We start from the raw sequence: 15,424 nt of genomic DNA on the forward strand, positions 1-15,424 counted from the left end.
GGGTTTTTTATGTGTGTAAAACAGGTTTGAAAGTCTGTGCTTGTTTTGGTGTTTCTTTTATTTCCAGTAATGTTTGTTCCGGTGTTTCATTTAATTCCATTGCAATTTTTTTGCCATCAACGAAAGCTAAAAATACAGCACCTACAACTTCTAAAAATTTTTTCATTTTCATTCGCTCCTTCGTTTGATTTCTTGTCTTTATTGTATCTTGGAACTAGAAAACAAACCATCGAATGAGATGACAATAGTCTTACACTGGTGTAAGAATGTGACTGATAGAATGTAAGGGTCATTTTTGTTATAAAAAAAATAGTACAGATACATAAAAGTACAGTGTAACAGTTTCGGAAATATAGTATACTAAAAATACAACACATGAAGAATTTAGGGAAAAGAAAGTATGGTGAAACCATTTGGCTACCAAACATAATCAAATTTTAGAACATATTAATAGCCTGCCGGTAGGGCATAAAATTTCTGTGCGCCAAATTGCAAAAGATTTGAGTGTAAGTGAAGGAACGGCCTATCGTGCGATTAAAGATGCAGAGAATAAAGGGTATGTTAGTACAATTGAACGTGTCGGAACAATCCGAATTGAACAAAAGAAAAAGGAAAATATTGAAAAACTAACATATGCCGAAGTGGTCAATATAGTTGATGGCCAAGTGCTTGGCGGAAGAGAAGGGTTACATAAAACATTAAATAAATTCGTGATTGGGGCCATGAAATTAGAAGCGATGATGCGCTATACAGAAGCAGGGAACTTGCTAATTATCGGTAACCGTACGAATGCACATCAACTAGCATTAGAAGCAGGAGCTGCAGTATTAATTACAGGTGGATTTGATACAGAAGATCATGTGAAAAAGTTAGCAGATGAATTAAAGTTGCCGATTATTTCAAGTAGCTATGATACATTTACTGTAGCAACGCTTATTAACCGTGCCATTTATGATCAGCTTATCAAAAAGGAAATTGTACTCGTTGAAGATATTTTAACGCCAATTGAAGAAACGTTATATTTAAAACCTAGTGATAAAGTAGCGCAATGGCATGCGTATAATAAAGAAACAATGCATGGGCGTTATCCAATTGTAGATGAAAATAAAAAGGTATTAGGAATTGTTACTTCAAAAGATATGATTGGCATCGCAAAAGAAACACCAATTGAAAAAGTGATGACAAAGCAACCGATTACAGTGAATGGGAAAATGTCTGTTGCAGCGGCAGCGCGCATGATGGTATGGGAAGGGATTGAACTTCTTCCTGTTGTCGATGAAAGCAACCGATTGCAAGGGATTATTAGCCGTCAAGATGTACTTCAAGCATTGCAAATGATTCAACGTCAACCGCAAGTTGGAGAAACGATTGAGGATATCGTCACAAATCAATTTGTGACTCCGAAAGAAGCAAAGAATGAACACAGTTATCAATTTTCTGTGACACCACAAATGACGAGTTCATTTGGAACATTATCATATGGTGTATTTACAACCGTTGTCACAGAAGCAACAAATCGCGCCATCCGTGCGCAGAAAAAAAGCGATTCAATTGTTGAGAATTTAACAATTTATTTTGTAAAGCCGGTGCAGATTGATAATGTTGTTTCTGTACATCCAAAGGTATTAGAAATCGGTCGTAAATTTGGAAAGGTAGATGTAGAAGTGCGTCACGGAGGAGAGGTTGTTGGGAAAGCGCTATTAATGGTGCAGCTGATTGACCGATAAGTATGGAAAAAAGCTGAATGAAGAATCCCTTTTATGGTGAGATGTTCATTCAGCCATTTTTTTATAAAAGTGTATGAATACAGCTAATAGTAATGAAATGGTGGGGAAGATTATATTTCATGAAGTAAAGGTGATAGGAGAATCGGGATAGTAATGTTTCGTATGCCAAATTTCGTATAGAGCGTTTAGAATGAGCGTGATGATAGGAGCTAAGAAAATTTTCTTCATGATTAACGCATAAACCTAAACCAATGACGATAAAAGGAACAATGCACAATTACATAAGAAACGGGTTAATTTTGTTAATCCAAACGCTAACACCTCCCTTTATTTGGTAGTTCAATTGTAGTATAATTGAATTATCAGATAATTGATATATATAAAGAAAAAAGGATGGTGTTCACTATGTCATCAGAGTTGCTCTTTTTTGGTGGTGTTGCATTGTTTTATTTTCTTGCCATGATACCTATTCAGTATCTTTACATTGAAGGACTAAATGAGCAAAAACAACGAACAAAGCTTTCACAACAAGAGTTGTATAAAAATATGTCTTTTGAAGAAGAACAATTACATTTTCACGTGCAAGGAAATCTTTTTAATATTCCACCTGCATTTGTTGCATATATGATTTTAAAAATAAAACAATGTAAAAAGCATCAGCATTTATGCTGATGCTTTTTACATTGTTTTATACGCTTCTGCTTCTTCGACTGCAAGAGGTGAGAAATGTTTATACTGACGGAATCCATTAAAAATACTCGCACCACCAAATAAGATAAATAACACGCCAACGATAATACGTGCGGTAGAGAGTTCTAAGAAAAATTGGTTTGCACCAAATAGCGCAACGAATACACCGAGCGCCATTGCGGATTTTCCAGCAAGCCATCCTTTTTCCATCGGACGATTTGTACGAAAATATTTTGTTTTATAGAAGAGATACAACATAAATGAGATGATAATACAAAAGACTAATACTGGCATGATATGATCCTCCGTTAGTTTGTATTTAGGTAAATTTAAAAATAAAACCCCATCGTTTTAGTTGGGAGAGAGGATCCGTCCATGCATAGAGACGGTCAGATCCTGTTTTAGCCCCATGCCGAGTGAAAATAAAGGGAGGGAATGAGTGGAGAATCCCTTTTGTTTTCATAGCCGAGACTGATATGGTGGGAAAATAAACTGGATAAAATTGAACTGAAACCCCATCGTTTTAGTTGGGAGAGAGGATCCGTTCATGCATAGAGGCGGTCAGATTCTGTTTCAGCCCCATGCTAAGTGGAAACACAAAACATTATCGAAACTTTCTAACTATTATTATAAAGCAATTGTCCACATGGATAAATTATTTTCAGTTATAATGAAGGATAAAGTGAGAAAATTGATTACAGAGGTAGAAATCAATAAAAAGGAGACTATACATATGCACGAACAAATTTTAACAGCGATTAAAGAGTTTGATACGATTATTATTCACCGTCATGTGCGCCCAGATCCAGATGCATTAGGTTCACAATGTGGGTTAGGAACCGTTCTTCAAGAATCGTTCCCAGAGAAAAAGATTTATATGGTTGGATACAATGAACCTTCTTTATCGTATTTACGAGTAATGGATGAAATTGATGATGAGACTTATGAAAATGCGCTTGTTATCGTTTGTGATACAGCGAACCAAGAGCGTGTTTGTGATCAGCGTTATACAAAAGGAAAGAAGCTTATTAAAATTGATCATCACCCAAATGAAGATCCATATGGGGACATTACGTGGGTTGATACGACATCAAGTTCTACAAGTGAGCTTATTTATGAGTTTTACTCTTACGGAAAAGATAAAGGTTTAACAATCTCAAAAGAAGCGGCTCGTCTTATTTTAGCTGGGATTGTTGGAGATACAGGTCGCTTCTTATTCCCGAATACATCAGCAAGAACACTTCGCTATGCAGGCGAGCTTGTAGAAATGGGAGTGGACTTTCCAGCGTTATATAACGAAATGTATAAAACGAAAGAGAAAATCGCTCGTTTAAATGGATTCATTTTACAAAACTTTACGATGACAGAGGAAGGTGCAGCTTATATTAAGCTGACAAAAGAAGTACTAGAAGAATTTGATGTACTTCCTTCAGAGGCATCTGGTGTTGTTGGAGCGCTTGGCAATATTGATGGATTAAAAGCTTGGGTTCTATTTTTAGAGGAGGAAGATGTGATTCGCGTTCGTCTTCGTTCAAAGGGACCGGTAATTAATAAATTAGCGATGCAGTATAACGGCGGAGGTCATCCGATGGCTTCTGGTGCGAAAGCATCTTCTTGGGAAGAAGCAGATCGTCTTTTCGCGGACTTGTGTGAGATCTGTAAATAAAACAAGTACTTCATGTGTTAAAAACAAGAAAAGTCGGGCCCAGAAGCTCTACTTTTCTTGTTTTATATTGATGCTAATTTCGAGCACAGTATCAAAGGAAATTGTTTCGATTTTAAAGCGGTAGCTTCGGTCATAATGTTTGTATACTTTATTTTCAATTGTTTTTATTAACAATTCTTTGTTTTTTGCTACGCTTTGAACGTTTTTTGTTACGAGGTGCTGGAGGTCTTCTTGAAGAGAAGTAATCATATTTTCAAGAGTAACACGGTCTAAATCGTATTTATCATGATTCGGAATCTCAATTTTAATTTCTTGGATCGTTAAAAGGCTTTTATTTTCCTCATTTAATTTAGTACGATCTTCCGTAAGAACATGAAGATTCTTTTTTAGCCTTGTAATTTCCGTTTCCTGAAACACAATTTTTTTTGCATAATCTTCTTGAAAAACGCCGTATATGTACAAAAAAATAAACCAACTCAAAATCCCTCCAACGGCAGCGCCACCTAAAAATAAATACCACTTTTTAGCTATTGTAGCGCTTGGAACCCTCATACATGATCCTGCGTAATCCATTTAATAATAATAAGGCCGGTTTGCATGCCGCCTGTTGCGAAAAAAATAAGTAAAATTTGTTTCACAATATCTTTTGTGGCACCTTCGAAAAAGGTTCGTTCAAAGCTATAAAATGTATCAAAAGTTCCGCCAATTGCTGCAACGAGTGCCCAAATACGTAAGTTTTCTGCGAATTGTTTTATGGCAGTAAGAGCTGGTTTTCCAACAAGAAATGCTCCAATTCCTCCGATTAAAGAACCACCAAGCATTACTCCAAATGCAATAAAGTAAGTTGTAATGAGAAGAGAGAAAAAAGTTTGTCTTACATCCATCGTCATTCCCCTTTCTCCTCCATATATATGGACAAAGTATAAGAAGTATGTTTTGATTTCCGCTTTCTTCATCACCTATAATGAAAGTAGTCAAATAGATAAAGAGAGGGTACAACAGTGAAGTTTGTGCATTTACAATGTCAAACCGTTTATAGTTTGTTAAAAAGTGCTTGTAAAATTGATGAACTTGTAAGCCGTGCGAAAGAGCTTGGATTTTCATCACTTGCAATTACAGATGAAAATGTGATGTACGGAGTGATTCCATTTTATAAAGCATGTAAGAAGAATGGCGTGCGGCCAATTATCGGATTAACAGCCTCTGTTTTTAGTGAGGAAGAAGAGCAATCCTATCCGCTTGTACTGTTAGCAGAAAATGAGATAGGATACCAAAACTTATTGAAAATTTCTAGCACCATCATGACTAAGTCTAAAGACGGGATTCCGAAAAAGTGGCTTTCTCATTATGCAAAAGGGTTGATTGCGATTTCTCCAGGAAAAGATGGGGAAATTGAACAGTTATTGTTACAAGGAAGAGACGAGATTGCTGAAGAAGTAGCTCGTGCGTATCAAAATATGTTTGGAAGTTTTTATATGAGTTTGCAGCATCACGCAATTCAGGATGAACTATTCTTGCAAGAAAAATTACCACAATTTGCAAACGAAATAAACATTCCAGTCGTTGCGACAAATGATGTTCGTTATGTGAACCAAAGCGATGCGCTTGTGCAGGAATGCTTGCTATCTGTTCAGAGCGGAACAAAGATGACTGATCCAGACAGACCAAGGCTCAAAACAGACCAGTATTATTTAAAATCATCGGCTGAAATGGAAGCTTTATTTTCTCATGCAGAAGAAGCCCTTCAAAATACAGTTCGTATAGCTGAACGTTGCCACGTAGAAATTCCTTTCCACGTCAATCAATTGCCAAAGTTTCCTGTTCCATCTAACGAAACATCAGATGCTTATTTGCGCCGCATTTGTGAAGATGGGCTAAATAAGCGATATGGGGCGGTTCAAGATGTACATAGGAAACGTCTGAATCATGAACTTGAAGTTATCTCTCGCATGGGATTTAGTGATTATTTTCTCATTGTTTGGGACTTTATGAAATACGGACATGAACATGGTATTTTAACAGGACCGGGCCGTGGCTCGGCAGCAGGTTCTCTTGTTTCTTATGTGTTAGAAATTACAGATATCGATCCAATTGAGTACAACTTGCTTTTTGAACGATTTCTAAATCCTGAACGTGTTACGCTTCCAGATATTGATATTGATTTTCCGGACATTAGGCGTGATGAGATGATTCGTTATGTAAAAGATAAGTATGGTCAACTTCGCGTTGCCCAAATTGTTACGTTCGGAACGCTTGCTGCAAAAGCAGCGATTCGGGATATCGCCCGCGTAATGGGGCTTCCGCCGAGAGATATTGACATATTTTCGAAACTGATTCCATCAAGGGTTGGGATTACATTAAAAGAAGCATATGAAGAATCCGGGTCCCTTCGTGAATTTGTACAAGGAAATCTCTTGCATGAGCGTGTTTTTGAAATTGCGAAACGTGTAGAAGGTTTACCACGTCATACGTCTATTCATGCAGCAGGAGTCATTATGAGTCAGGAGCCATTAACGGGAAGTGTTGCGATTCAAGAAGGGCATAACGATGTATATGTAACGCAATATCCAGCAGAAGTGTTAGAAGAACTTGGTCTGTTAAAAATGGACTTCTTAGGCTTACGTAATTTAACGTTACTTGAAAATATTCTTACATTTATTGTGAACAAAACAGGTAAACAAATTGATATACGGAATTTACCTCTTCAAGATGAAAAGACATTCCAATTACTAGGAAGAGGAGATACAACAGGTGTATTCCAGCTCGAATCTGGGGGAATGCGGAATGTACTCCGCAGTTTAAAACCAAATGAGTTTGAAGATATTGTTGCCGTCAACGCTTTATATCGTCCAGGGCCAATGGAACAAATCCCAACCTTTATTGAGTCAAAGCACGGGAAGCGTCAAATTCATTATTTACATTCAGATTTAAAGCCAATTTTAAAAAGCACATATGGCGTTATTGTATACCAAGAACAGATTATGCAAATTGCTTCGCAGTTAGCGGGATTTTCACTCGGAGAAGCCGATTTGCTCCGCCGTGCAGTGAGTAAGAAAAACCGTGAGATTTTAGATCAAGAACGAAAGCATTTTGTACAAGGGTGTTTACGAAATGGATACGATGAAACATCTGCAGAACAAATTTATGATTTAATTGTTAGATTTGCAAATTACGGTTTTAACCGAAGCCATGCTGTAGCGTACAGTATGATTGGATATCAGCTCGCTTATTTAAAAGCGAATTATCCTTTAGAGTTTATGACGGCACTCTTATCCAGTGCGATAGGTAACGAAGATAAGATTGTGCAATATATACGTGAAACGAAGCGCAAAGGTTTTCATGTTTTACCGCCGTCTCTTCATAGAAGTAGTTATAATTTCCAAATAGAAGGGAATGCAATTCGCTATAGTTTGCTTTCGATTCGAAATATCGGGATGGCTACAGTGAATGCGGTGATCGAGGAAAGAGAAAGAAATCCATTTCAAGATTTATTTGAGTTCTGTCTTCGTATGCCAGCAAAGTTTGTTACGGAGCGTAATTTAGAGGCATTTGTTTGGGCTGGCTGTTTCGATGATTTTCAAGTTTCGAGAACAACTTTGTTTAACAGTATTAAGGGTGCTTTAGAGTATGCAAGCCTTGCGCGTGAATTGGGGGAAGAAAGTGTCCCAAAATCAGTATACGTACAAGGAGAAGAGCTATCTTTTATTGAACAATTAAATAATGAGAAAGAAGCGCTTGGCTTTTATTTATCCAGTTATCCAACGGCGCAGTATGCAAAGCTTGTAAAAGAACTAGAAATTCCGTCTCTTGCGCAAGCGATGAGGCAAAAGCGAAACGTACAGCGTGCGATTGTTTATGTAACAGGTGTAAAAGTCATTCGGACGAAAAAATTGCAAAAAATGGCGTTCGTCACTTTTTGTGATCAAAATGATGAAATGGAAGCGGTTGTCTTTCCGGAGACGTATATTCATTTTTCGGAGAGGTTAAAAGAAGGTGAAATTGTTTTAGTGGAAGGGACGATTGAACAACGAAATCATAAATTGCAATGGATTGTGAACGGTCTTTATCCATTAGAACAAATGGATGTTTACAATGAAATGAAAGAAGCATCGATTTATGTAAAACTACCGTCGCAGTATGAAAAGAAGTTGTTAAATCAAGTTACAAAAATATTGTTTCACTATTCAGGTTTTGCGAAAGTACTAATTTATTATGAAAAGGAACATAAAATGGTACAATTATCTCGTAGTTTGTCAATTCATCCAAGTGAAGAATGTTTAGGAGCACTTCGCGAAATAGTCGGTGAGGAAAATGTCGTAGTGAAAATATAATGGACAATTTCCCTATAGTTCGATTATTATAGTAATAGTGTTCGTGGTCAGACCACTTGGAGAGAATGATATCAGCAAGAATAATTTGAGGAGAGTGGATAGTTTGTCAACACTTCGTGAAGAAGCACTTCACATGCATAAAGTGCATCAAGGAAAATTAGAAACTGTATCAAAAGTAAAAGTAGAAAATGCTAAAGACTTAAGTCTTGCGTATTCTCCAGGGGTTGCAGAACCTTGTAAAGAAATTTATGACGATAAAAGTAAGGTATATGAATATACAATGAAGGGAAACATGGTAGCAGTTGTGACGGACGGAACAGCTGTACTTGGTCTTGGTAATATCGGACCAGAAGCATCTCTTCCAGTAATGGAAGGTAAAGCTGTATTATTCAAAAGCTTTGCTGGCGTAGATGCATTCCCTATTGCTTTAAATACAAACGATGTAGATAAAATTGTTGAAACTGTAAAATTAATGGAGCCGACATTTGGCGGTGTAAACTTAGAGGATATTGCAGCACCCAACTGCTTTATCATTGAAGAACGTTTGAAAAAAGAAACAAATATTCCTGTATTCCATGATGATCAACACGGAACAGCTATCGTAACAGTAGCAGGTCTTGTAAACGCACTTAAGCTAGTTGGAAAGAAAATGTCTGACATTAAAGTTGTAGCAAATGGTGCAGGTGCAGCAGGTATTGCAATCATTAAACTTTTATATCGCTATGGTGTACGCGACATTATTATGTGTGACCGAAAAGGTGCGATTTATGAAGGTCGCCCTGTTGGTATGAATCCGGTGAAAGATGAAGTTGCAAAATATACGAATAAAAATCGTGTAGAAGGTTCATTAGCGGATGTTCTGCAAGGCGCGGATGTATTTATCGGTGTATCTGTAGCGGGTGCATTGACTGAGGAAATGGTTCGTACAATGAATGACGATGCAATTATTTTTGCAATGGCAAACCCAGTTCCAGAAATTATGCCGGAACTGGCAAAAGCAGCAGGAGCAGCTGTTGTTGGAACTGGTCGTTCTGACTTCCCGAACCAAGTAAATAATGTACTAGCGTTCCCTGGTATTTTCCGTGGTGCACTTGATGTACATGCTACGCAAATCAATGAAGAAATGAAAATGGCAGCTGTACAAGCCATTGCAGAGCTTGTAGCGGCAGATGAGCTAAATGCAGACTATATCATTCCAGCTCCGTTCGACGCGCGTGTAGCGCCTCAGGTGGCGGCTTATGTTGCAAAAGCTGCGATGGAGACAGGAGTAGCTCGCTGTCAAGTAGATCCAAATGAAATCGCTGAGAAAACAAAAAATTTAGCGTTGATTGGTAAAGAGTAAGCGAGGAATTTCTATTGACATCATCAAATACAAAAGTATATCTCGAAATTGTAAAGAAAATCCGTTCCATTATGGAAGAGGATGGTTTAGTCGCAGGTGATCGTTTACCATCTGAGCGCGAGTTAAGTGCGCGTTTAAACGTTGGGCGTTCATCTGTACGGGAAGCATTGCGAGCTTTAGAACTCGTAGGATTAATTGAAACAAGACGCGGTGAAGGAACGTTTATTCGAAACTTCTATGACAATGGTCTTGTTCAATTAATCGCACCATTTTTATTACAAGATGAGAAAACAATTCGTGATTTGTTACAGACGAAACGCTTGCTTGAAAAAGATGTTATTCGAATCGTATGTGATTTACCGAAAGAAACGTTTTCTAGTGTATTAGGTATGTTGAAACAAGTTCTTAAAAAGGACGAAAGTTCAATTCAGGAGTTTCATCAAATGTTTTTCAAAACACTTATTGAACGAGTGGACAATTATTTACTATATCGAATTTGGAGAATTGTAAATGATTACGTTGCGACTCTTTCTTATGAAATTTCACTAGAATCTATAGAAATCTATAGAAAGCTTTATGAAGTGTTATACGCGAAAAAAGAAGAAGAGGCGCTAAAAATTTATGATGAACTAATGGAAAACATACAGTTTCACTCGTAATGTATAAAATTTGTCGAAATGACCATGACACGTTATGACAAACAATCTATCGCATAGCGGTTAAAGTTAAACGTAAAGAGAGAGGTTATGAGTGCGTGTTCAAAAAAAGAGGATAAAGAGAGCTGAGTAGCTATCTTGACTGGACTGTTTGAATATCCTCTATTAGACAGATTGAGAAGATAAGGCTAACATCGATCTTTGGTGTTAGCCACATTTTCTTCCTAACCTTAGCTCTCAACAAAGGGGGTCAAATTGTGCTAAGAGATTTATTCGTAAAAAAGAAAAAGTACGCTGCAATTCCTTCAGAACAAGTACGAAGAGATGTACCGGACGGTGTTATGACAAAATGTCCGAAATGTAAGAAAATCATGTATACAAAAGAGCTTCTTAAAAATTTAAAAGTATGTGTAAACTGTGGCTATCATCATCCTATGAATGCATGGGAACGCCTTGATAGTGTATTGGACGAAGGTTCATTTCGTGAGTATGACAAAGAGATGGTTTCGTTAAATCCACTTGGGTTCCCAAATTATGAAGAAAAATTAGAGAGTGATCGCAAGAAAACAGAATTAAATGAAGCAGTTGTGACAGGTGAAGGAACAATTGATGAAATGCTTGTTGTGATTGCAGTAATGGATTCTCGCTTTCGAATGGGCAGCATGGGCTCTGTTGTAGGAGAAAAAATTGCACGTGCAGTTGAAAAAGCATACGAATTACAAGTTCCATTTATTATCTTTACTGCATCGGGCGGTGCGCGTATGCAAGAAGGTATTTTAAGCTTAATGCAAATGGCAAAAACGAGCGTAGCTTTGAAAAAGCATAGCAATGCTGGAGGGTTATTTATTTCTGTTATGACTCATCCGACGACAGGTGGTGTTTCAGCGAGTTTCGCTTCACTTGGTGACTATAATCTTGCAGAGCCGGGTGCACTTATCGGTTTTGCTGGTAGACGTGTAATTGAACAAACAGTGCGTGAGAAGCTGCCAGAAGACTTTCAAACGGCAGAGTTCTTACTAGAGCACGGTCAATTGGATGCGGTTGTGCATCGCGATGATATGAGAGAGTCGCTCCGTAAGATTTTAGAAGTTCATCAAGGAGGGGAAACGGCTATATGGCAGAGCTAGAATTTGAAAAACCAGTTGTTGAGCTAAGAAATAAGATTCGAGAACTGAAAGACTATACGAAAAACACCCAGATGGACTTCAGCGAGGAGATTCGTATTTTGGAAGACAAGCTAGAAAATTTAGAGGAAGAAATATACGGCAATATGAAAGTATGGGACCGCGTTCAAATTGCTCGTCATGCAGAACGACCGACAACGCTCGATTATATTGAGCACTTATTTACTGATTTTTTTGAATGTCATGGAGATCGTCTATATGGCGATGATGCAGCGATTGTCGGCGGCATCGCGAAATATGATGGCATGCCTGTAACAGTAATTGGGCACCAGCGCGGGAAAGATACGAAAGAAAATATTCGTCGTAATTTTGGAATGCCTCATCCAGAAGGATATCGAAAGGCGCTACGTTTAATGAAGCAAGCGGAGAAATTTAATCGTCCAATCATCTGCTTCATTGATACGAAAGGTGCTTATCCTGGTAAGGCTGCTGAAGAACGTGGGCAAAGTGAAGCGATTGCACGTAATTTATTCGAAATGGCAGGGCTTACTGTACCTGTGGTTTGCGTTGTTATCGGTGAAGGTGGCAGTGGTGGTGCGTTAGGTCTTGGAGTAGGAGATTACATTCATATGCTAGAAAATTCCACTTATTCTGTTATTACACCAGAGGGAGCGGCAGCGATTCTTTGGAAAGATGCAGGAAAAGCGAAAGAAGCTGCAGAAGCGATGAAAATCACGGCGGCGGATTTGAAAGAATTAGGTGTAATTGACGAAATTATTCCAGAAACACGCGGCGGTGCGCATCGTAATATTTTAAAGCAATCAGAAAATATTGACTTAATGTTGAAAAAAACATTCGGGCAATTAAACGGTATTTCGAAAGATGAATTAATCGAAAAACGTTATGAAAAATATATGAAAATTGGGCAAGTTTCGTTTTCAAACGCTTCCATTTGGATAAAATAAGAAAAGCGTGCGTTCCATTTCGCGAATGCACGTTTTTATTGTGAAAAGACACATCTTCTCCATTGTATTTTTATATTTCTTCATGTTATTTTATTATAAGGTAAATAATCTTTATGAGGTGAGTACAAATGAAACGTATTGGTGTATTAACAAGTGGTGGAGATTCACCTGGTATGAATGCTGCCATTCGTGCAGTTGTTCGTAAAGCGATTTTCCATGATGTAGAAGTATATGGTATCTACCATGGATACGCTGGATTAATTTCTGGTCACATTGAAAAATTAGAACTTGGTTCTGTTGGCGATATTATCCACCGCGGTGGTACAAAATTATATACAGCAAGATGTCCTGAGTTTAAAGACCCAGAAGTACGACTAAAAGGTATCGAGCAATTAAAGAAATTTGGCATTGAAGGACTTGTTGTTATTGGTGGAGACGGTTCTTACCAAGGTGCTAAAAAATTAACAGAGCAAGGATTCCCATGTGTCGGTGTACCAGGTACAATTGATAATGATATTCCTGGGACAGACTTCACAATTGGTTTCGATACAGCATTAAACACTGTTATTGATGCAATTGATAAAATTCGTGATACAGCTACATCTCATGAACGTACATATGTTATCGAAGTAATGGGGCGTCACGCTGGTGATATCGCATTATGGGCTGGTTTAGCAGATGGCGCAGAAACAATCTTAATTCCAGAAGAAGAGTATGACATGGAAGATGTTATTGCTCGTTTAAAACGTGGTAGTGAGCGTGGAAAGAAACATAGTATTATCGTTGTAGCAGAAGGTGTTGGAAGCGCGATTGACATCGGTAAACACATTGAAGAAGCAACAAACTTTGATACTCGTGTAACTGTATTAGGTCACGTACAACGTGGTGGATCACCAAGTGCACAAGATCGTGTATTAGCAAGCCGTCTTGGCGCAAGAGCAGTTGAACTGTTGATTGAAGGTAGAGGTGGACGCTGCGTTGGTATCCAAAATAACAAACTTGTTGATCATGACATTATCGAAGCGTTAGCTCAAAAGCATACGATTGATAAAGATATGTATCAATTATCTAAAGAATTATCCATCTAATTGGCGTAATATCGAATATTTGGGAACGGTTTCATAATTTTCGGAGGTGCAATATGCGTAAAACTAAAATTGTATGTACTATAGGTCCTGCTAGTGAAAGTATTGAGAAATTAGAGCAATTAATCGAAGCGGGTATGAACGTCGCTCGTTTAAACTTCTCTCATGGTAGCCATGAAGAGCACGGAGCACGTATTAAAAACATTCGTGAAGCTTCAAAGAAAACTGGTAAAACAGTTGCAATCTTACTTGATACAAAAGGTCCAGAAATCCGTACACATGACTTCGTAGACGGACAAGCTGAGCTTGTAACAGGTGCAGAAGTAGTTCTCTCTACTGAGCAAGTATTAGGAACTGCAGAAAAGTTCTCTGTATCTTATGCTGGTCTTTATGAGGATGTAGACCCAGGTTCTCGTATTCTAATCGATGACGGCCTTATCGAACTAGAAGTAATCGAGAAAGCTGACGGAAACATCCGTACAAAAGTATTGAACAGCGGAACTGTGAAAAATAAAAAAGGTGTTAACGTACCAAACGTAAGCATTAAGCTTCCTGGTATCACTGAAAAAGACGTAAAAGATATCGTCTTCGGTATCGAGCAAAAAGTTGATTTCATCGCGGCATCTTTCGTTCGTAAAGCAGCTGACGTGTTAGAAATCCGTGAACTGTTAGAAGCGCATAATGCACAATTCATTCAAATCGTACCAAAAATTGAAAACCAAGAAGGTATCGATAACATCGATTCTATCTTAGAAGTTTCTGACGGTTTAATGGTAGCTCGTGGTGACATGGGTGTAGAAATTCCACCAGAAGAAGTGCCGCTAGTACAAAAACGTCTAATCAAAAAATGTAACGTATTAGGTAAACCGGTTATTACTGCAACACAAATGTTAGATTCTATGCAACGTAACCCACGTCCAACTCGTGCGGAAGCAAGTGACGTAGCGAACGCGATCTTTGATGGTACAGATGCAATCATGCTTTCTGGTGAAACTGCAGCGGGACAATACCCGGTAGAAGCGGTAACAATGATGGCGAACATCGCAGTACGTGTTGAAAAATCATTGCAATATGAAGATATGTTCAAAAAGCGTATTAAAGAGTTCACTCCAACAATTACAGATGCAATTAGTCAATCTGTTGCACACACAGCGCTTGCTCTTGATGTAGCTGCAATCGTAGCTCCAACAGAAAGTGGATATACTGCAAAAATGATCTCTAAATATCGTCCAAAATCTCCAATCGTAGCTGTAACAACTGACGAGCAAGTGGGCCGTCGTCTTGCACTTGTTTGGGGTGTACAAGCGTTTATGGCTGAAAAACGTGCAGCATCTACTGATGAAATGTTAGATACTGCAATTCAAACAGGTATGGATGCAGGTCTAATCGGACTTGGAGATACAGTTGTAATTACTGCTGGTGTACCAGTTGCTGAAACTGGCACAACAAACTTAATGAAAATCCATGTTGTTGGTGAAGAAATCGCTAAAGGACAAGGGATTGGTCGCAAAGCTGCAAAAGGTAAAGTAGTTGTAGCGAAAACAGCTGCAGAAGCTGTAGCGAACGTAACAGAAGGTGACATCCTTGTTACAACAAGCACTGATAAAGATATGATTCCTGCAATTGAAAAAGCTGCAGCTCTAGTTGTAGAAGAAGGTGGCTTAACAAGCCATGCGGCTGTTGTAGGTGTATCAATCGGTATCCCAGTTATCGTTGGGGTAAACGGTGTAACAACGACTTTAAAAAATGGCCAAGAAGTAACAGTTGATGCAGCGCGCGGAATTGTTTATAATGGACATGCGGAAGTGCTATAAGAAGTAATATGGAGAGAAGGATCG

At 38.2% G+C, this 15,424-nt stretch carries 14 protein-coding genes; 10 read left to right on the top strand and 4 right to left on the bottom strand.

Annotation, left to right across the window (positions count from 1 at the left end):
* Nucleotides 1-7: 7 nt before the first annotated feature.
* The gene (locus MHH71_RS20575; RefSeq protein WP_078211643.1) at nucleotides 8-166 is read right to left on the bottom strand and encodes a hypothetical protein; all 159 of its coding nucleotides are present in this window, start codon (nucleotides 164-166) and stop codon (nucleotides 8-10) included.
* Between the two features lie 247 nt (nucleotides 167-413).
* On the opposite strand from MHH71_RS20575, the gene MHH71_RS20580 reads away from it, so the two are divergent.
* Nucleotides 414-1,727 carry a DRTGG domain-containing protein gene (locus MHH71_RS20580; RefSeq protein WP_006096163.1) on the top strand — a complete coding sequence of 438 codons (1,314 nt, stop codon included), beginning with the start codon at nucleotides 414-416 and terminating at the stop codon, nucleotides 1,725-1,727.
* A gap of 405 nt (nucleotides 1,728-2,132) precedes the next feature.
* The gene (locus MHH71_RS20585; RefSeq protein ID WP_006096164.1) at nucleotides 2,133-2,399 is read left to right on the top strand and encodes a DUF3949 domain-containing protein; all 267 of its coding nucleotides are present in this window, start codon (nucleotides 2,133-2,135) and stop codon (nucleotides 2,397-2,399) included.
* A gap of 6 nt (nucleotides 2,400-2,405) precedes the next feature.
* Here the strand turns inward: MHH71_RS20585 and MHH71_RS20590 are convergent, their stop codons facing one another.
* Nucleotides 2,406-2,711: a YtpI family protein gene (locus tag MHH71_RS20590; RefSeq protein WP_006096165.1), complete on the bottom strand. Its 306-nt coding sequence runs from the start codon at nucleotides 2,709-2,711 to the stop codon at nucleotides 2,406-2,408.
* A gap of 439 nt (nucleotides 2,712-3,150) precedes the next feature.
* Between MHH71_RS20590 and MHH71_RS20595 the strand changes: the two genes are divergently transcribed.
* Nucleotides 3,151-4,083: a DHH family phosphoesterase gene (locus MHH71_RS20595; protein ID WP_033799714.1), complete on the top strand. Its 933-nt coding sequence runs from the start codon at nucleotides 3,151-3,153 to the stop codon at nucleotides 4,081-4,083.
* 48 nt (nucleotides 4,084-4,131) lie between these two features.
* On the opposite strand, the gene ytrI is transcribed toward MHH71_RS20595, so the two are convergent.
* Nucleotides 4,132-4,635: a sporulation membrane protein YtrI gene (gene ytrI / locus MHH71_RS20600; RefSeq protein WP_018764469.1), complete on the bottom strand. Its 504-nt coding sequence runs from the start codon at nucleotides 4,633-4,635 to the stop codon at nucleotides 4,132-4,134.
* The gene (locus MHH71_RS20605; RefSeq protein ID WP_026008455.1) at nucleotides 4,632-4,967 is read right to left on the bottom strand and encodes a YtrH family sporulation protein; all 336 of its coding nucleotides are present in this window, start codon (nucleotides 4,965-4,967) and stop codon (nucleotides 4,632-4,634) included. Before MHH71_RS20605 ends, ytrI begins: the two co-directional genes overlap by 4 nt.
* Nucleotides 4,968-5,084: 117 nt before the next feature.
* Here MHH71_RS20605 and dnaE point away from each other — a divergent pair, with 117 nt between their 5' ends.
* From dnaE to pyk, 7 genes are all read left to right on the top strand, one after another.
* Nucleotides 5,085-8,414, top strand: a complete 3,330-nt coding sequence (gene dnaE / locus MHH71_RS20610; RefSeq protein WP_033799142.1) for a DNA polymerase III subunit alpha — start codon at nucleotides 5,085-5,087, stop codon at nucleotides 8,412-8,414.
* 133 nt (nucleotides 8,415-8,547) lie between these two features.
* Nucleotides 8,548-9,756, top strand: coding sequence for an NAD(P)-dependent malic enzyme (locus MHH71_RS20615; RefSeq protein ID WP_167535704.1), 1,209 nt, complete (start codon nucleotides 8,548-8,550; stop codon nucleotides 9,754-9,756).
* A 14-nt stretch (nucleotides 9,757-9,770) separates the two neighbouring features.
* Nucleotides 9,771-10,415, top strand: a complete 645-nt coding sequence (locus MHH71_RS20620) for a FadR/GntR family transcriptional regulator (RefSeq protein ID WP_003200956.1) — start codon at nucleotides 9,771-9,773, stop codon at nucleotides 10,413-10,415.
* Nucleotides 10,416-10,669: 254 nt separating this feature from the next.
* Entirely contained in the window at nucleotides 10,670-11,539 is an 870-nt protein-coding gene (gene accD / locus MHH71_RS20625; RefSeq protein ID WP_006096170.1) for an acetyl-CoA carboxylase, carboxyltransferase subunit beta, read from the top strand.
* Nucleotides 11,527-12,501, top strand: coding sequence for an acetyl-CoA carboxylase carboxyl transferase subunit alpha (gene accA / locus MHH71_RS20630; RefSeq protein WP_033799144.1), 975 nt, complete (start codon nucleotides 11,527-11,529; stop codon nucleotides 12,499-12,501). Before accD ends, accA begins: the two co-directional genes overlap by 13 nt.
* A gap of 128 nt (nucleotides 12,502-12,629) precedes the next feature.
* A complete protein-coding gene (pfkA, locus tag MHH71_RS20635) occupies nucleotides 12,630-13,589 on the top strand; it encodes a 6-phosphofructokinase (RefSeq protein ID WP_006096172.1) in 960 nt (319 codons plus the stop codon).
* 53 nt (nucleotides 13,590-13,642) lie between these two features.
* The gene (pyk, locus tag MHH71_RS20640; RefSeq protein WP_006096173.1) at nucleotides 13,643-15,400 is read left to right on the top strand and encodes a pyruvate kinase; all 1,758 of its coding nucleotides are present in this window, start codon (nucleotides 13,643-13,645) and stop codon (nucleotides 15,398-15,400) included.
* Nucleotides 15,401-15,424 lie beyond the last annotated feature (24 nt).

This window comes from Bacillus sp. FSL H8-0534 (assembly GCF_038005885.1).
Classification (GTDB): domain Bacteria; phylum Bacillota; class Bacilli; order Bacillales; family Bacillaceae_G; genus Bacillus_A; species Bacillus_A pseudomycoides.